This window comes from Pseudocitrobacter vendiensis, from assembly GCF_943590815.1.
Lineage (GTDB): Bacteria > Pseudomonadota > Gammaproteobacteria > Enterobacterales > Enterobacteriaceae > Pseudocitrobacter > Pseudocitrobacter vendiensis.
This window is the reverse complement of the sequence record NZ_CALSBS010000002.1, coordinates 394,311-410,868: the sequence shown is the minus strand read 5'-3', so window position 1 is coordinate 410,868 and position 16,558 is coordinate 394,311. Positions and strand designations below refer to the sequence as shown.

The 16,558-nt window shown below is 52.7% G+C and carries 17 protein-coding genes and 1 other annotated feature; of the genes, 11 read left to right on the top strand and 6 right to left on the bottom strand.

Annotated elements, in window-relative coordinates:
- The first annotated feature begins 67 nt into the window (after positions 1 to 67).
- Entirely contained in the window at positions 68 to 826 is a 759-nt protein-coding gene (locus tag NMC31_RS04505; protein WP_015964652.1) for a YciK family oxidoreductase, read from the top strand.
- The gene (gene cobO, locus NMC31_RS04500) at positions 823 to 1,413 is read left to right on the top strand and encodes a cob(I)yrinic acid a,c-diamide adenosyltransferase (RefSeq protein WP_231827506.1); all 591 of its coding nucleotides are present in this window, start codon (positions 823 to 825) and stop codon (positions 1,411 to 1,413) included. The genes NMC31_RS04505 and cobO overlap by 4 nt, the downstream gene beginning before the upstream one ends.
- A 167-nt stretch (positions 1,414 to 1,580) precedes the next feature.
- On the opposite strand, the gene rluB is transcribed toward cobO, so the two are convergent.
- The 3 genes from rluB to rnm form a co-directional block, all read right to left on the bottom strand.
- Positions 1,581 to 2,465 carry a 23S rRNA pseudouridine(2605) synthase RluB gene (rluB, locus tag NMC31_RS04495; protein ID WP_149464601.1) on the bottom strand — a complete coding sequence of 295 codons (885 nt, stop codon included), beginning with the start codon at positions 2,463 to 2,465 and terminating at the stop codon, positions 1,581 to 1,583.
- Between the two features lie 198 nt (positions 2,466 to 2,663).
- Positions 2,664 to 3,284 (bottom strand): L-threonylcarbamoyladenylate synthase, encoded by a 621-nt coding sequence (locus tag NMC31_RS04490; RefSeq protein WP_253897101.1) that lies wholly within the window; start codon positions 3,282 to 3,284, stop codon positions 2,664 to 2,666.
- On the bottom strand, positions 3,281 to 4,162 hold the full coding sequence (rnm, locus tag NMC31_RS04485; protein WP_253897100.1) for an RNase RNM: 882 nt from the start codon (positions 4,160 to 4,162) through the stop codon (positions 3,281 to 3,283). Before rnm ends, NMC31_RS04490 begins: the two co-directional genes overlap by 4 nt.
- Before the next feature lie 163 nt (positions 4,163 to 4,325).
- Positions 4,326 to 4,420, top strand: a sequence feature (Trp leader region).
- A 34-nt stretch (positions 4,421 to 4,454) separates the two neighbouring features.
- On the opposite strand from rnm, the gene NMC31_RS04480 reads away from it, so the two are divergent.
- Genes NMC31_RS04480 through trpA form a run of 5 tightly spaced genes read left to right on the top strand, consistent with a single transcriptional unit; the run spans position 4,455 to position 10,995 of the window.
- Positions 4,455 to 6,017 carry an anthranilate synthase component 1 gene (locus tag NMC31_RS04480; protein ID WP_253897099.1) on the top strand — a complete coding sequence of 521 codons (1,563 nt, stop codon included), beginning with the start codon at positions 4,455 to 4,457 and terminating at the stop codon, positions 6,015 to 6,017.
- On the top strand, positions 6,017 to 7,612 hold the full coding sequence (gene trpD, locus NMC31_RS04475) for a bifunctional anthranilate synthase glutamate amidotransferase component TrpG/anthranilate phosphoribosyltransferase TrpD (protein ID WP_015964659.1): 1,596 nt from the start codon (positions 6,017 to 6,019) through the stop codon (positions 7,610 to 7,612). The genes NMC31_RS04480 and trpD overlap by 1 nt, the downstream gene beginning before the upstream one ends.
- A gap of 3 nt (positions 7,613 to 7,615) precedes the next feature.
- The gene (gene trpCF, locus NMC31_RS04470) at positions 7,616 to 8,974 is read left to right on the top strand and encodes a bifunctional indole-3-glycerol-phosphate synthase TrpC/phosphoribosylanthranilate isomerase TrpF (protein WP_253897098.1); all 1,359 of its coding nucleotides are present in this window, start codon (positions 7,616 to 7,618) and stop codon (positions 8,972 to 8,974) included.
- Positions 8,975 to 8,992: 18 nt separating this feature from the next.
- Complete coding sequence (gene trpB / locus NMC31_RS04465; RefSeq protein ID WP_253897097.1) at positions 8,993 to 10,186, top strand: tryptophan synthase subunit beta; 1,194 nt, start codon at positions 8,993 to 8,995, stop codon at positions 10,184 to 10,186.
- The gene (gene trpA, locus NMC31_RS04460) at positions 10,186 to 10,995 is read left to right on the top strand and encodes a tryptophan synthase subunit alpha (protein ID WP_253897096.1); all 810 of its coding nucleotides are present in this window, start codon (positions 10,186 to 10,188) and stop codon (positions 10,993 to 10,995) included. The genes trpB and trpA overlap by 1 nt, the downstream gene beginning before the upstream one ends.
- A gap of 264 nt (positions 10,996 to 11,259) precedes the next feature.
- Here trpA and NMC31_RS04455 read toward each other — a convergent pair whose 3' ends face one another.
- A complete protein-coding gene (locus tag NMC31_RS04455; protein WP_253897095.1) occupies positions 11,260 to 12,156 on the bottom strand; it encodes a diguanylate cyclase in 897 nt (298 codons plus the stop codon).
- 266 nt (positions 12,157 to 12,422) lie between these two features.
- A complete protein-coding gene (locus NMC31_RS04450; protein ID WP_436649572.1) occupies positions 12,423 to 13,220 on the bottom strand; it encodes a GGDEF domain-containing protein in 798 nt (265 codons plus the stop codon).
- 284 nt (positions 13,221 to 13,504) lie between these two features.
- Between NMC31_RS04450 and NMC31_RS04445 the strand changes: the two genes are divergently transcribed.
- On the top strand, positions 13,505 to 13,663 hold the full coding sequence (locus tag NMC31_RS04445; protein ID WP_188016896.1) for a hypothetical protein: 159 nt from the start codon (positions 13,505 to 13,507) through the stop codon (positions 13,661 to 13,663).
- A gap of 82 nt (positions 13,664 to 13,745) precedes the next feature.
- Here the strand turns inward: NMC31_RS04445 and ompW are convergent, their stop codons facing one another.
- Positions 13,746 to 14,381, bottom strand: coding sequence for an outer membrane protein OmpW (ompW, locus tag NMC31_RS04440; protein WP_108475630.1), 636 nt, complete (start codon positions 14,379 to 14,381; stop codon positions 13,746 to 13,748).
- A gap of 274 nt (positions 14,382 to 14,655) precedes the next feature.
- Between ompW and NMC31_RS04435 the strand changes: the two genes are divergently transcribed.
- The 3 genes from NMC31_RS04435 to NMC31_RS04425 are packed head-to-tail and all read left to right on the top strand — an operon-like array spanning position 14,656 to position 16,418.
- Complete coding sequence (locus tag NMC31_RS04435) at positions 14,656 to 15,060, top strand: YkgJ family cysteine cluster protein (protein WP_253897093.1); 405 nt, start codon at positions 14,656 to 14,658, stop codon at positions 15,058 to 15,060.
- A gap of 24 nt (positions 15,061 to 15,084) precedes the next feature.
- A complete protein-coding gene (locus tag NMC31_RS04430; protein ID WP_149464592.1) occupies positions 15,085 to 15,828 on the top strand; it encodes a YciC family protein in 744 nt (247 codons plus the stop codon).
- 53 nt (positions 15,829 to 15,881) lie between these two features.
- The gene (locus NMC31_RS04425; protein ID WP_015964669.1) at positions 15,882 to 16,418 is read left to right on the top strand and encodes a septation protein A; all 537 of its coding nucleotides are present in this window, start codon (positions 15,882 to 15,884) and stop codon (positions 16,416 to 16,418) included.
- Positions 16,419 to 16,558: the final 140 nt, after the last annotated feature.

Genomic DNA, 16,558 nt, shown 5'->3' with positions numbered 1-16,558 from the left:
GGCATAAAGCCCAAAAGCCATGAAAAGAACACAGATTGTGGTAGCGAAAAGCCACAAAGGAGTCGTCGTGCACTACCAGCCCAAACGCGATTTGTTGCAAAACCGTATAATTTTAGTCACCGGTGCCAGTGATGGTATTGGTCGGGAAGCAGCCATCACCTACGCACGCTATAGCGCCAGCGTGGTTTTACTTGGTCGTAATGAAGAAAAATTACGCGCCGTCGCGCAAGAAATTGAAAATCACGGCGGATTGCCCGTACGTTGGTTCACACTCGACCTGCTCACCTGTACACCGCAGGATTGCCAGCAGGTTGCTCAGCAAATAAGCATGCATTACCCGCGCCTTGACGGCGTGTTGCATAACGCCGGGCTACTCGGCGAGGTAGTGCCAATGTCTGAACAGAAGCCCGACATCTGGCAGCAGGTGATGCAGGTCAACGTCAACGGTACCTTTATGTTAACCCAGGCGTTACTGCCGCTGTTGTTGCAGTCTGAAGCAGGCTCACTGGTCTTTACCTCGTCAAGCGTAGGCCGCCAGGGGCGCGCCAACTGGGGGGCCTATTCGGTGTCCAAATTCGCCACCGAAGGAATGATGCAGGTGCTCGCCGAGGAGTATCAAAACCGCCTGCGCGTCAACTGCATTAATCCCGGCGGCACGCGAACCGGCATGCGCGCCAGCGCGTTCCCGACGGAAGATCCTTTAAAACTGAAAACTCCTGCCGATATCATGCCGCTCTATTTGTGGCTGATGGGCGACGATAGCCGCCGCAAAACAGGGATGACTTTCGATGCCCAACCAGGCCGTAAACCGGGGATTGCCCAATGAGTGATGAACGTTACCGCGAGCGCCAACAGCGCGTGAAAGATAAAGTTGATGCCCGGGTGGCTGCCGCTCAGGAAGAGCGTGGCATTGTGATGGTCTTTACCGGCAACGGGAAAGGCAAAACCACCGCTGCCTTTGGGACGGCGACGCGCGCCGTTGGACACGGCAAAAAAGTCGGTGTCATCCAGTTTATTAAAGGCACCTGGCCCAATGGTGAGCGTAATTTGCTGGAGCCCCACGGAGTCGAGTTTCAGGTAATGGCGACCGGTTTTACCTGGAATACGCAGGACCGCGAGAGCGATACGGCCGCCTGTATGGCCGTCTGGCAACATGCCAAACGCATGCTGGCCGATGCATCGCTGGACTTAGTTGTGCTGGATGAGCTGACCTATATGGTGGCCTATGACTATCTGCCGCTGGAAGAGGTGCTGAGCGCGTTACGCCAGCGCCCGGCGCACCAGTCGGTGATTATCACCGGTCGCGGCTGTCACCGTGAGATCACCGAGATGGCCGATACCGTCAGTGAACTGCGCCCGGTGAAACATGCATTTGACGCGGGTATCAAAGCGCAGATTGGCATCGATTATTAAACGAAGAAATGCCGATGTCAGCGCTCACGCTCGTCGGGTAACCGTTGCCGCAGGTTGATGGCAAATAGTTTTCGGTGGGCTGGTATCGTTTAGTGAAGGCGGAATGTCAGGCACAATAAAACCGGGCAAACATTGCTGTTTGCCCGGCTTGATAATCAGGAGGTTGATTAACCGTTGCTGCGGCTTCCCCCGCCACGACGCGGGTTACTGACCTGGCTGTGACGTTTTACCGCACGGCGAATCTGATTCGCCTTCATGCGACGTCTGTCTTTCTCAACCGCCACTTTTGATGCGGTTTCAGGCGGCAGTTCAACCAGCTCACGCAGGTAGTTGGTCTGCGCCAGATCCAGTTCGGTATACCCGCCGCGCGGCAGGCCTTTCGGCAATGGAATATCGCCGTAGCGAACGCGGATAAGACGGCTAACCTGCACGCCAACGGCTTCCCAAAGACGACGCACTTCGCGATTACGACCTTCCGTCAGGGTCACGTTGTACCACTGGTTGATGCCTTCCCCACCGGTAAACTTGATGGTTTTAAACGCCGCCGGGCCATCTTCAAGCTGTACGCCGCGAGACAGCTCGCGCACTTTGTTGTCATCAATCTGACCGAACACGCGTACGGCGTATTCACGTTCAACTTCGCGGCTTGGGTGCATCAGGCGGTTTGCCAGCTCACCGTCGGTGGTGAACAGCAGCAGGCCGCAGGTGTTGACGTCCAGACGACCGACAGCAATCCAGCGCGCACCGCGCAGTTTTGGCAGACGATCGAATACTGTTGGGCGACCTTCAGGGTCGTTACGCGTACAGAGTTCACCTTCCGGCTTGTAATACGCCAGAACGCGACAAATTTGTTCTACGGATTCTTTAACGGAAATCAGATGACCATCAATACGAATTTTAAGGCCAGGGATCACTTCAACGCGATCGCCGAGTTTGGCGATTTTGCCGTCGACGCTCACGCGCCCCGCTTCAATAATCGCCTCGATTTCACGACGGGAGCCGTGGCCGGCACGCGCCAGCACTTTTTGCAGTTTTTCGCTTTTATCGCTCATAGAGCTTCCTTCCGGTGTCGCCTTCACAGGCGTCTGGGTATACTTTCAAAAACAATGCGTTGAGTTCAGTTAAACCCTAACTCATTGAAAGGTATCTTTTACACGTCAAATGGCGCACCACGTGCGCCATAACAATAATTCGTGGCCGCGTATCTTACATGAATTTCTGATGAAAAGATTCATCTGGTTTATTCACGTTTACAGGAACGGCTTCACATCGCCCACGCCTTCACGCAGCACCACTGGCTCGTCGTCAGTTAAATCAATGACCGTGGTCGGTTGTTGGCCCAGATAACCACCATGAATAATCAAATCGACCACTTTTTCCAGACGATCTTTAATCTCCTCCGGGTCAGATTCGGTAAATTCGCTGCCCGGTAACATCAGGGAGGTCGAAAGCATTGGCTCGCCTAACGCCTCAAGCAGCGCCTGCGCAATCGGGTTAGACGGCACGCGCATGCCGATGGTTTTACGCTTTTCCTGCAACAGACGGCGCGGCACCTCTTTCGTCCCTTTCAGGATGAAGGTGTAATTGCCCGGTGTGTTGTTTTTCATCAGACGAAACGCCACGTTATCGACATAAGAATAGGTCGACAATTCGGACAGGTCACGGCACATCAGCGTGAAGTTATGGCCATCTGGCAGATGACGAATACGACAGATGCGCTCCATCGCGCCTTTATCTTCAATTTTGCAGCCCAGCGCATAGCCGGAATCGGTTGGGTAGACTATCACCCCACCTTTGCGCACGATCTCAACCGCCTGGTTAATCAGTCGCGCCTGCGGGTTATCCGGGTGAATGTAAAAAAACTGACTCATACTTCCCTCTCAGTAGAATTCTGTGGCGTCTCGAAGCGTTGCCAAATGCCCTCTACCCCGGCGGGTAGCCACAGCTTACGGCCCAGTTCTATCCATGGGCAGGGTTGATGAAAATCAGAACCCTGCGAGGCCAGTAGCGCGTATTCTCGGGCATAGGTTGCAAGCTGAGCGCGCTCGTGTGGCGCCTGCTGGCACTGCGCGACTTCCATCGCATCGCCACCCTGTTCACTGAAGTGGGCCAGCAATCTTTTTAGCCACTTGGCAGACAGGTTGTAACGGGCCGGATGGGCCATTACCGCCACGCCGCCTGAATGATGAATGACATCAATAGCTTCCCTTATTGTACACCACTGTGGCGGAACGTATCCCGTTTTCCCGCGCGCGAGATATTTTTTAAACACATCACCAATGGTGTTCGCTTTCCCCTGCTCCACCAGGAAACGGGCGAAATGCCCGCGTGTTACCGCCCCGCCGTCGGCCAGACGCTGTGCGCCTTCCAGCGCGCCAGGAATATGCGCTTTCTCCAGACGTTCGGCAATCATCGCCGCCCGCTCGTTTCGACGCGCTTTTTGCTGATTCAGAAAGGCGGTTAAGGCCGGGTGCTCAATATCAATATTCAGGCCGACAATATGAATTTCGTGATTTTCCCACAGCGTCGAAATCTCAACGCCGGTTATTAAGTTCAGCGCCAGCCCGGCGCGCGCGATCTCTGCCTGCGCCAGAGGGATGCCATCGACAGTGTCGTGATCGGTGATCGCCAGCGTACCCACGCGCATTTCCAGGGCGCGATGCACCAGCGCTTCCGGCGTCAATCGACCATCAGAGGCGGTGGTATGGCTGTGAAGATCGTAAATCACTGCGTATGTTGTGTCGCTCAAAACGGCTCCCGTTGGGCTAATATTCGTATAAGACGGCTCATCATAACGTTTACTGAGGAATTTCTAAAATCAGGGGTTGACTTTGACTCATCGAACTAGTTAACTAGTACGCAAGTTCACTTAAGCAAGGTATCGGCAAATGAAGACGAAAATCAATGTACTGCATGGTTGGTGGCGCACTCCCAGATAACGGGCAGTGTCATCACGTCTGCATTATGCAAACAGATACCCGGCCCGCCACTGAGCGGGCTTTTTATTGAACACTTATTTTACAGAACAGGCGAAACAAACAATGCAAACATCAAAACCAACGCTTGAGCTTCTGACCAGTGACGCGATTTATCGTGAAAACCCCACCGCGCTGTTTCATCAGCTGTGCGGTTCACGCCCGGCCACATTGCTGCTGGAATCTGCGGATATCGATAGCAAAAACGATTTAAAAAGCCTGCTGCTGGTCGACAGTGCGCTGCGTATTACCGCACTCGGTGACACTGTCACTATTCAGGCACTGACTGACAACGGCGCATCCCTGCTGCCATTGCTCGATGCGGCGCTGCCTGCGGGCGTTGACAACCAGCATCAGGCCCGCGGCCGCGTGCTGACCTTCCCCGCAGTCAGCCAACTTCTGGATGAAGATGCGCGTCTTTGCTCTCTGTCGGTATTTGACGCGTTCCGCCTGCTGCAAACGCTGGTGACGCTGCCAGAAAACGAACGTGATGCCATGTTCTTCGGCGGGCTGTTCGCTTATGACCTGGTGGCCGGTTTTGAAGACCTGCCAACGCTTGAAAGCGACACCTCCTGCCCGGACTACTGCTTCTACCTGGCGGAAACCCTGCTGGTGATTGACCACCAGACCAAAAATACGCGCATTCAGGCCAGCCTGTTCACGCCATCATTGAGTGAAAAAGACAGGTTACTGCAACGTATTGCGGAGCTGCGTCAACAACTGAACGAGCCGCCTGCGGCTTTGCCGGTGGAAACCGTTGAACAGATGCGCTGCGAGACCAACCAAAGCGATGAAGAGTACGGTGATGTGGTGCGCAAAATGCAAAAAGCGATTCGCGCCGGGGAAATTTTCCAGGTCGTGCCGTCGCGTCGCTTCTCACTGCCCTGCCCGTCGCCGCTGGCCGCTTATGATGTTCTGAAAAAGAGCAATCCAAGCCCGTATATGTTCTTCATGCAGGATAACGACTTCACCCTGTTCGGCGCTTCACCGGAAAGCTCACTGAAATATGAAGCCGCCAGCCGCCAGATTGAGATCTACCCGATTGCCGGTACCCGCCCACGCGGTCGTCGCGCAGACGGTTCTCTGGACCGCGACCTTGATAGCCGCATTGAGCTGGAAATGCGCACCGACCATAAAGAGCTGTCGGAGCATCTGATGCTGGTTGACCTCGCGCGTAATGACCTGGCGCGCATTTGTACACCGGGTAGCCGCTATGTGGCGGACCTCACCAAAGTTGACCGTTACTCCTTCGTAATGCATCTGGTTTCTCGTGTTGTCGGCGAGCTGCGTAACGATCTCGACGTGCTGCACGCCTATCGCGCCTGCATGAACATGGGCACCCTGAGCGGCGCACCGAAGGTTCGCGCGATGCAGCTTATCGCAGCCGCAGAGGGCAAGCGTCGCGGCAGCTACGGCGGCGCGGTCGGCTACTTCACCGCTCACGGCGATCTGGATACCTGCATTGTGATCCGCTCCGCCTTCGTTGAAAACGGCGTCGCCACCGTTCAGGCTGGCGCAGGCGTGGTACTGGATTCTGTTCCCCAGTCCGAAGCCGATGAAACACGTAATAAAGCACGCGCGGTACTGCGCGCAATCGCGACCGCACACCACGCACAGGAGATTTTCTGATGGCTGACATTCTGCTGCTCGATAATATCGACTCATTCACCTATAACCTTGCAGATCAGCTACGCGCCAACGGTCACAACGTGGTGATTTATCGCAACCATGTACCCGCTCAAACGTTAATTGAGCGTCTGGGCACCATGAAAAACCCGGTGCTGATGCTCTCACCAGGCCCTGGCGCACCGTCCGAAGCCGGTTGTATGCCGGAACTGTTGACCCGTATGCGCGGCAAATTGCCGATTATCGGTATCTGCCTCGGGCATCAGGCGATTGTCGAAGCCTATGGCGGCTACGTGGGTCAGGCAGGTGAAATCCTGCACGGGAAAGCGTCAAGCATTGAGCACGACGGCCAGGCGATGTTTGCCGGGCTGAGCAACCCGCTGCCGGTTGCCCGCTACCACTCGCTGGTCGGCAGCAATATTCCCGCGGGCTTAACCATTAACGCGCACTTTAACGGCATGGTGATGGCGGTTCGCCACGATGCGGATCGCGTGTGTGGTTTCCAGTTCCACCCGGAATCAATTCTCACGACCCAGGGCGCACGCCTGCTGGAACAAACCCTGGCATGGGCGCTGCAAAAACTGGAGCAGACCAACACGCTGCAACCGATTCTGGAAAAACTGTATCAGGCGCAAACCCTGACGCAACAGGAAAGCCACCAGCTTTTTTCTGCCGTCGTTCGCGGCGAAGTGAAGCCGGAGCAGCTGGCTGCCGCGCTGGTTAGCATGAAAATTCGCGGTGAGAGCCCGATTGAAATCGCCGGAGCGGCCACCGCATTACTGGAAAATGCAGCACCATTTCCACGCCCGGACTACCCGTTCGCCGATATCGTCGGCACCGGTGGCGACGGCAGCAACAGCATCAACATCTCGACCGCCAGCGCGTTTGTCGCGGCGGCCTGCGGGTTGAAAGTAGCGAAACATGGCAACCGTAGCGTCTCCAGCAAATCCGGATCATCGGACTTACTGGCTGCATTCGGCATCAATCTGGATATGAATGCTGATAAGTCACGAAAAGCGCTGGATGAACTGGGCGTCTGTTTCCTGTTCGCGCCGAAATACCACACCGGGTTCCGATACGCGATGCCGGTTCGCCAGCAGCTTAAAACCCGTACGTTGTTTAACGTGCTGGGACCGCTGATTAACCCGGCGCATCCGCCGCTGGCGCTGATTGGTGTCTACAGCCCGGAACTGGTGCTGCCGATTGCGGAAACCCTGCGCGTGTTGGGTTATCAACGCGCCGCCGTGGTACACAGCGGTGGTATGGATGAAGTTTCGCTGCATGCGCCAACCGTGGTAGCCGAACTTAATCAGGGTGAGATCAAGAGCTATCAGCTGACCGCCGCCGACTTTGGTCTTAAACCTTACCATCAGGAAGAACTGGCTGGCGGTACGCCGGAAGAAAACCGTGACATTCTGACGCGCTTGTTACAAGGTAAAGGTGAGACAGCGCATGAGTCCGCTGTCGCCGCCAACGTCGCCATGTTAATGCGCCTTTATGGCCATGAAGATTTAAAAGCCAACGCACAAAAAGTACTGGATGTTCTGCGCAGCGGTGCAGCCTATGATTGCGTCACCGCATTAGCGGCAAGAGGGTAAAAAATGCAGACCGTATTAGCAAAAATCGTAGCCGATAAAGCGATTTGGGTAGAAACCCGTAAACAACAACAACCGTTAGCCACGTTCCAGAATGATATTCAGCCTACGCAGCGTAGTTTCTACGATGCGCTGCGCGGCACACGCACTGCCTTTATTCTGGAGTGTAAAAAAGCCTCTCCGTCGAAAGGCGTGATCCGTGATGATTTCGACCCGGCGCGTATTGCAGGTGTCTATAAGCATTATGCATCGGCTATTTCGGTGTTAACCGATGAGAAATATTTCCAGGGTAATTTTGAGTTTTTACCTATCGTCAGCAAAATCGCGCACCAGCCGATTCTGTGTAAGGACTTTATTATCGATCCTTACCAGATTTACCTGGCGCGTTTTTACCAGGCCGATGCCTGTCTGCTGATGCTCTCGGTCCTTGATGATGAACAATATCGCCAGCTCGCCGCCGTCGCCCACAGCCTGAAAATGGGCGTGCTGACGGAAGTGAGTAATGAAGACGAGCTGGAACGCGCGATTGCGCTGGGTGCAAAAGTGGTCGGGATTAACAACCGCGACCTGCGCGATCTCTCTATCGACCTGAACCGTACCCGCCAGTTGGCACCACGTTTGGGCCACGATGTGACGGTGATCAGCGAATCGGGGATTAACACCTATGCCCAGGTGCGCGAGTTAAGCCACTTTGCTAACGGCTTCCTGATTGGCTCTGCGCTGATGTCGCACGACGATCTTAACACTGCCGTGCGCCGCGTACTGTTGGGCGAAAATAAAGTCTGCGGGCTGACGCGTCCACAAGATGCCCAGGCGGCGTATGACGCTGGCGCAATTTTCGGGGGACTGATTTTTGTTGCCACCTCACCTCGTGCCGTAACGCCTGAACAGGCCCGTGAGGTGATGACCGCCGCACCATTGAATTACGTGGGCGTCTTCCGCAATGCTCCTGTTCACGATGTCGTTGCACGTGCAAGTGAACTGTCGTTCGCCGCCGTACAACTGCACGGTAATGAAGATCAGGCATATATCGACACCCTGCGCGAACAGTTGCCGGCAACAGTGCAAATCTGGAAAGCCCTCAGCGTGGGCGAAACCCTGCCCGCTCGTAATCTGAATCACGTGGATAAATACGTATTCGATAATGGCCAGGGCGGTACCGGTCAACGTTTCGACTGGTCGCTGTTGCAGGGACAGGATCTCAGCAACGTGATCCTGGCAGGTGGATTAGGCGCAGATAACTGCGTAGAAGCAGCCAAAAGCGGCTGTGCCGGGCTGGATTTCAATTCAGGTGTAGAGTCGCAACCGGGTGTAAAAGATGCCAGCAAACTGGCCTCGGTTTTCCAGACACTGCGCGCATATTAAGGTATGAAAGGAGCAACAATGAGCACGTTACTTAATCCCTATTTCGGCGAGTTTGGCGGAATGTACGTTCCGCAAATCCTGATGCCTGCGCTGCGTCAACTGGAAGAAGCCTTCGTCAGCGCGCAAAAAGATCCGGAATTTCAGGCGGAATTTACCGACCTGCTGAAAAACTACGCGGGTCGCCCGACTGCGCTGACCAAATGCCGTAACTTAACAGCGGGTACCAAAACTACGCTGTACCTGAAACGTGAAGATCTGCTGCACGGCGGCGCGCACAAAACCAATCAGGTGCTGGGCCAGGCCTTACTCGCTAAACGCATGGGTAAAACCGAAATCATCGCCGAGACCGGCGCGGGTCAGCATGGTGTTGCGTCAGCGCTCGCCTGTGCCTTGCTGGGCCTGAAGTGCCGCATCTATATGGGTGCAAAAGATATTGAACGCCAGTCACCAAACGTCTTTCGTATGCGTTTGATGGGCGCGGAAGTGATCGCGGTGCACAGTGGTTCAGCCACGCTGAAAGATGCCTGTAACGAAGCACTTCGCGACTGGTCTGGCAGCTACGAAACTGCGCACTATATGCTCGGCACGGCGGCAGGCCCGCACCCGTTCCCGACCATCGTGCGTGAATTCCAGCGCATGATCGGCGAAGAAACCAAAGTCCAGGTGCTGGAAAAAGAAGGTCGTCTGCCAGACGCTGTCATCGCCTGTGTTGGGGGCGGCTCCAACGCCATCGGTATGTTTGCCGATTTTATTACTGAAACCAGCGTTGGTTTGATTGGCGTTGAACCTGCAGGACACGGTATCGAAACCGGCGAGCACGGCGCGCCGCTGAAGCATGGTCGCGTCGGCATTTACTTCGGTATGAAATCACCGATGATGCAGACCGATGAGGGGCAGATTGAAGAATCTTACTCCATCTCTGCGGGCCTCGACTTCCCGTCTGTCGGGCCACAGCATGCGTATTTGAACAGCATTGGTCGCGCGGAGTATGTCTCAATCACCGATAACGAAGCGCTTGACGCCTTTAAAGAACTCAGCCGTCACGAAGGGATAATCCCGGCGCTGGAATCATCACACGCCCTGGCGCACGCGCTGAAAATGATGCGCGAAAATCCGGAAAAAGAGCAGCTTCTGGTCGTTAACCTTTCCGGACGCGGCGACAAAGACATCTTTACCGTACACGATATTCTGAAAGCTCGAGGGGAAATCTGATGGAACGTTATGACAACCTGTTTGCAGAACTCACCGCCCGCAAGGAAGGCGCATTTGTTCCCTTCGTCACCCTCGGCGATCCGAACCCAGAGCAGTCACTGAAGATTATCGATGCGCTGATTGAAGGCGGCGCAGACGCGCTGGAGCTGGGGATCCCCTTCTCCGACCCGCTGGCGGATGGCCCGACCATTCAGAGCGCGACGCTGCGTGCTTTTGCTTCCCACGTCACGCCGACACAGTGCTTTGAGATGCTGGCGGCGATTCGCCAAAAACATCCGAGCATGCCTATCGGCCTGTTGATGTATGCAAACCTGGTCTTTAACCGCGGTATTGATGAGTTTTATGCGGAATGCGCGCGAGTGGGTGTTGATTCAGTCCTGGTCGCTGATGTGCCGGTTGAAGAGTCCGCCCCGTTCCGTCAGGCTGCAATGCGCCATAACGTGGCGCCGATCTTCATCTGCCCACCGAACGCCGACGACGACCTGCTGCGTCAAATTGCTTCCCACGGTCGCGGTTATACCTACCTGCTTTCTCGTGCGGGCGTGACCGGAGCCGACAGCCGCGCTGCGCTTCCGCTGCATCACCTCGTTGAAAAGCTGGCGGAATATCACGCCGCCCCCCCGCTACAGGGCTTTGGTATTTCTACGCCAGAGCAGGTGCATGCTTCAATTGAAGCCGGTGCCGCTGGGGCAATTTCCGGTTCCGCCACGGTAAAAATCATCGAGAAGAATCTTGATAAGCCCGACGTTATGCTGGCCGAGTTGAAAGCCTTTGCGCAGGCCATGAAGGCCGCAACGCGCCAGGCGTAGTGCTGTGTAGGCCGGGCAAGCGTAGCGCCTCCGGCAAGATACAGGCACATTTTTAAAGCGTTATCTCTATGTAAAAGCTGCCAACCGGCAGCTTTTTCTTTGGATGCGAAAAAGAAGCAATTAACACAAACTGTAGGGTTGATATCTTAGATGAGAACCATTATCTTTCTCATCAACGAATAGTTGAGCAAATCACTCAAGTATTCGTTACGACATTGCTCACATTGCTTCCAGTATTACTTGCCCGCTTCGTGCGGGCTTTTTTTATTCCACTACCCGCTCGATCGAGCCCTGTTCGCTAATGTACATACAGCGATTTCTGCCCGACTGTTTCCCCACGTACATCGCGCCATCGGCACGTTCAAGCACGATACGCAGCAATTCACCGGGAATAGCCCGTGTTAAGCCTGAGGTGACGGTAACCGGAATATCATATTGCCCAACTCTGATTTGATGATGTTCAATCGCACGTGTGATACGCAGACCCGCCGCCATCGCTTCCGCCTCACCCTTCGCTTTCAGGATCACGATAAACTCTTCACCGCCAAAACGGTAAACGGGTTCATAATGTCGCGTGCAGCTTTGCAATTTTTGCGCAAAGGCTCGTAATACCTCATCACCAATGATATGCCCGTAGGTATCATTAATACGTTTGAAATGATCGATATCCAGAATCATCACGTAAAGATCGCCGTTACTCCGATCCATAATCTGGCTTTCGAACGATTCATCCAGGATTCTTCTCAACGGCAAACTGGTTAATGCATCATAGCTTATACGTAGCTGTAATAAATGTGTCTGGTAAACAGTAATGGCCGCGACAAATTCCTGAAGTGCATGTTCAAAATCATTAAATAGTGTCTCTCGTATATTATCCTGTAAAACCGAATCGACTAATCGACGGCAAACTTCATGCACCCGAATATGTTTATCATTAATGGTTAATAAAAAACCTTTATCTTCGGTATTAGTGGCCAGATATTGACTCAACCAGCCGCCAAACTGGCAGCAGGTATGTGCCTCAAGACCGGTAATGTCATCCGTACCATCGTTGCGTTTTGCGATAAGGCGGAACGCCTGCACCAGCCAGCGATAATGCCCCCCGACAGAACGATTCAATCCCGAAAGGAGTTCATCTATCTCTTTTAACTTCCTGTTCATCTGGCCTCCGATAATAACGTTGAGCGTGTGACGTGAAACATTAACAATAATTAATTAAAACTTTGTCAAGAAAGACAAAAAAAAGCTAATATCACTCAGTATTTAATTCATTGCAGAAAGAGTTTACCTTGATTACATTACAATCTAATTAATAACTCTTACGAATGATCTTGCACGATTAGGAAAAATACAACAATACCGTCCGAGGATAAATGAAGACTCCCTTGTAAGGAAGTCTTTCTATGACAAAAATCGAGACCTGGCGTTTACTCTGCCCACTCGATGCGGCCACGTCCATTGTTCTTCGCCCGATAAAGTGCTTCGTCCACCTTGCGAATGAACGAATCCTGCGCCTCTCCCAATTCACGTGAACCCACCCCAATACTGATGGAGAGCGGTTGATCGCCGTTGACCAGAATCGTTCTCGCATTTTCGAGCACCGATTGTGCAAAGAGATGCATGTCGCTCGCCGAACGCCCCTCAACAATAATGGCGAACTCTTCCCCGCCGATGCGCGCAGGCATCACGCTATCGCTACTTAAATTTAGCAACTGTCTGCCCAGCGCAAACAACACTTCATCGCCGATCAGGTGGCCCCAGGTATCGTTGATGCGTTTGAAAAAATCAATATCCAGAATAATCAGTGAGACCTGACGCCCCTCCTTTTCCCGAATAGTATCGATGAAAAAGCGGCGATTCGGTAATTGGGTCAATTCATCGCGCAAGGATTTAAAGCGCGCATCGACATACAACATATTTATACGCTGAATGATTTTATAGACACCGACCGCCGTCGCCAGCATTCCAGCCAGACGCAACATGTCTTCACAATAGAATCCCATCCAGCGAGGTTGCTGAACAATTTCGTCCATCACATCGAACGTCATACCTGCAATCCATAGCAGAAAGCCATAGCGCACCCAACGCAATACGTTATGGGCAAGACGCACCCGCGTAGCACTCCAGTACATAAAGATAAGGAATATCAGCCCAATACCATCAATATAGAGCCCCGGGTTACGCAGGACCTGCCGGGCATTCCCAAGGGAATTGCCCGCCAACATAGTAACCACGACAACCAGTACGAAAACGATCGCGACCCACCCCATTCGTCCTGGCTGTACGCCCGTTTTCTCTAACCTGTTCTCAATCGGCATTCACCTACTCCTGATATCACGCACTGGCTTTACGACAAAATGATTATCGTAATTTAAGGTAATCTGACATTAATTCTAGCGGTCATTCACCATGGATTATAGTGAAAAGTATCAGGGCTAATATTGCCCACCGGCGATTATTCAATTAATGTAAATCCGCTTAATACCTTAATAAGAATAAGGATGTTCTTATGTGTACGAATTATATAGTGATTGTCGCCGCTGCCGTTACCAGCTTTATTCTTGAGATGGATATTGATGTGCACAGCATTGTGGAATGGTTAGATCCGTGGCTTGACGCGCTACGTGAATGGTCGAGGTATAATATCCTGTTCATGCTGAAAGGATGATGGTGAAGGGAAGTTCGGGAAGCGATCCTCATGGTGCCGAAACCGGGTAAGGCTGGCCCCAGAAGGCCAGCCCTTCAATACATTAGAAGCGATAACCTGCCGAGAACATAAACACCCATGGGTCAAGACGCGTACTGACGCTTTGACGCTCCCCGTTGTGTTTGAATTTCACGTTAGTGTCGATATCCATATACCAGACGGACATATTCACCAGCCAGTCACGGTTGATTAAGTAGTCCATCCCCACTTGCCCTGCGGCGCCCCAGGAATCATCAAGACTAAGGTCTGAGAGCCCGGCTTCTTTACCTGTTTTGTTAAAATCGTTGTCAAAGAAGGTGGTGTAGTTGATACCCGCACCAATATATGGACGCAGTTTGCTACTGGAATCACCAAAATACCATTGTGCCATTAAGGTTGGCGGTAAGTGGTGAACGGTAGCGATATCACCCGTTGGGCCAGTACCCACTTTATGACGGAACGGCGTAGCCGCCAGCAGTTCAATACCGATGTTTTCGGTTGCCATATAGGTAAATGTCAGACCCAACTGCGTGTTATTGCTGACATTAAATCCACCCAGCGCACCAAGAACATTATCCGAACCTTCGGAAGGACGCACCGTTGCGGAACCCGCACGAATGAAAAATTCGCCCGCGTCATGGGCCCATGCGCCACCAGAAAGTGTTGAAAGTGCTAAGGCTGCCACTGCTAATTTTTTCATACCCACTCCTTTTTTAGGGGTTTTATTAGTCATGGCAAATATACCTACAAATAGTTAATCAGATCGCAACACAGATCACACCAAATGTTAAATTTTAACATTTGTTGATCTGGATTAATTTTTGCTTATTTAATTGAGATGAAGGATACGTATCTACATCAATTTCATGGATGTTTTCTGACACAAGATTGTCCGGATCCCCACTTGCTCTCTTGCAACCGTCTGGATAATTTAGACGCGACAACTTTTGTTTATGCGTTTTTTCAGGTGAGCTATGAGCGATTTGAATCCGTGTATGACGTGCGGGGTCTGTTGTGCGTATTTCCGTGTCTCTTTTTACTGGGCTGAAGCCGATGATGGCGGCGGCCTTGTCCCTGCACAGCTTACAGAGCCCCTCACGCCTTTTTTACGTTGTATGAAAGGAACCAACAGCAAACATCCGCGCTGTAGGTCACTCGAGGGAGAAATTGGCAGCAGAGTCAGCTGTGCCATCTACCCTCATCGCCCTTCTCCCTGCCGTGAATTTGCCATGTCGGGTGAAAATGGCGAAGTAAATGAGGCATGTCATCGCGCTCGGGCGTGCTACGGCTTACCTCCTCTTTACAAAGATATGCTTTTCCATACGAGTCTTGAGGCTGCAACGAGTGCATTAACTGCGGTACAATCAGCGGCTAATTAACACAAGCATACTCAAGGAGAGTGCATGTCTATCACGGCGCAGTCCGTATACCGTGACACGGGTAATTTTTTCCGTAACCAGTTTTTAACCATTTTGCTGATTGCGCTGCTGTGCGCATTTATCACCGTGGTGATTGGTCACGCCTTTACACCCAGCGATGAACAGCTTGCTCTCTTACGTCAGGGTGACAACCTCACCGGAAGCGTCGGTCTGTTTGATCTGGTACAAAACATGACACCTGAGCAGCAGCAAATCCTGCTGCGCGCTTCAGCGGCATCGACGTTTTCTGGGCTGATTGGCAACGCCATTCTTGCTGGCGGCGTCATGCTGATGATTCAACTGGTTTCTGCCGGTCATCGCGTCAGCGCCCTGCGCGCCATTGGCGCAAGCGCCCCTATCCTGCCTAAACTGTTTATACTGATTTTCCTCACCACATTTATGGTGCAGATGGGCGTGATGTTGATCGTTGTGCCGGGCGTCTTGTTGGCCATTGTGCTGGCTTTCGCGCCTGTCATGTTAGTGCAGGATAAAATGGGTATCTTTGTTTCGATGCGTAGCAGCATGAAACTGGCGTGGGCCAATATGCGCCTGGTGGCACCCGCTGTCATTGGCTGGCTGCTGGCGAAAACGCTGTTACTGGTGTTTGCACCAAACTTTGCCGTGCTGACGCCAAACGTGGGTGCCGTTGTGGTGAATACGCTCAGCAACCTTATCTCTGCCGTGTTGCTGATTTATTTATTCCGCTTGTATATGCTTATTCGCAACTAATTTTCTGCAGGCCCGGCAGTCGTTGGGCCGCAACTGGAGTACGGAATCGAAGTATGAAGCAGTTTCTGGATTTTTTACCGCTGGTCGTCTTCTTCGCGTTTTATAAGATTTATGACATCTATGCCGCAACCTCAGCGCTGATTGTCGCAACCGCTATCGTGCTGATCTACAGCTGGGTACGCTACCGCAAAGTCGAAAAAATGGCGCTAATCACCTTTGTTCTGGTCGCGGTTTTCGGCGGCTTAACGCTCTTCTTCCATAACGATGAGTTTATCAAGTGGAAAGTCACCGTGATTTACGCGCTGTTTGCCGGGGCGCTGCTGGTTAGCCAGTGGGTGATGAAAAAGCCGCTGATTCAGCGCATGCTGGGGAAAGAGCTAACGCTGCCTGCGTCGGTGTGGTCCAATCTGAATATCGCCTGGGCCGTGTTCTTTATTCTCTGCGGCCTGGCCAATATCTACATTGCATTCTGGCTGCCGCAGAACATTTGGGTCAACTTCAAGGTGTTTGGCCTGACGGCGATGACGCTTCTGTTCACTGTGCTGAGCGGCGTCTACATCTACCGCCATATGCCTCAGGAAGAGAAATAACAAACAAACCACGTAAACCCTATATATCATGTAGTTACATGGTATATAGGCGTTAATTTCACGCTTTAGGCACACAATGATGTACACATTTTTCATTGTGTGTCTCCCCTCCCTCATCTTTCTGCGCATTTTCTATACTT

What these genes read in the sequence shown, in the direction of transcription:
- NMC31_RS04480 (WP_253897099.1), top strand. Translation starts at nt 4,455, where the DNA reads ATGCAAACATCAAAACCAACGCTTGAGCTTCTGACCAGTGACGCGATT.
- trpD (WP_015964659.1), top strand. Translation starts at nt 6,017, where the DNA reads ATGGCTGACATTCTGCTGCTCGATAATATCGACTCATTCACCTATAAC.
- rluB (WP_149464601.1), bottom strand. Translation starts at nt 2,465, where the DNA reads ATGAGCGATAAAAGCGAAAAACTGCAAAAAGTGCTGGCGCGTGCCGGC.
- NMC31_RS04430 (WP_149464592.1), top strand. Translation starts at nt 15,085, where the DNA reads ATGTCTATCACGGCGCAGTCCGTATACCGTGACACGGGTAATTTTTTC.
- NMC31_RS04445 (WP_188016896.1), top strand. Translation starts at nt 13,505, where the DNA reads ATGTGTACGAATTATATAGTGATTGTCGCCGCTGCCGTTACCAGCTTT.
- NMC31_RS04490 (WP_253897101.1), bottom strand. Translation starts at nt 3,284, where the DNA reads ATGAGTCAGTTTTTTTACATTCACCCGGATAACCCGCAGGCGCGACTG.
- ompW (WP_108475630.1), bottom strand. Translation starts at nt 14,381, where the DNA reads ATGAAAAAATTAGCAGTGGCAGCCTTAGCACTTTCAACACTTTCTGGT.
- NMC31_RS04450 (WP_436649572.1), bottom strand. Translation starts at nt 13,220, where the DNA reads ATGTTGGCGGGCAATTCCCTTGGGAATGCCCGGCAGGTCCTGCGTAAC.
- trpA (WP_253897096.1), top strand. Translation starts at nt 10,186, where the DNA reads ATGGAACGTTATGACAACCTGTTTGCAGAACTCACCGCCCGCAAGGAA.
- cobO (WP_231827506.1), top strand. Translation starts at nt 823, where the DNA reads ATGAGTGATGAACGTTACCGCGAGCGCCAACAGCGCGTGAAAGATAAA.
- NMC31_RS04435 (WP_253897093.1), top strand. Translation starts at nt 14,656, where the DNA reads ATGAGCGATTTGAATCCGTGTATGACGTGCGGGGTCTGTTGTGCGTAT.
- trpCF (WP_253897098.1), top strand. Translation starts at nt 7,616, where the DNA reads ATGCAGACCGTATTAGCAAAAATCGTAGCCGATAAAGCGATTTGGGTA.
- NMC31_RS04425 (WP_015964669.1), top strand. Translation starts at nt 15,882, where the DNA reads ATGAAGCAGTTTCTGGATTTTTTACCGCTGGTCGTCTTCTTCGCGTTT.
- trpB (WP_253897097.1), top strand. Translation starts at nt 8,993, where the DNA reads ATGAGCACGTTACTTAATCCCTATTTCGGCGAGTTTGGCGGAATGTAC.
- NMC31_RS04455 (WP_253897095.1), bottom strand. Translation starts at nt 12,156, where the DNA reads ATGAACAGGAAGTTAAAAGAGATAGATGAACTCCTTTCGGGATTGAAT.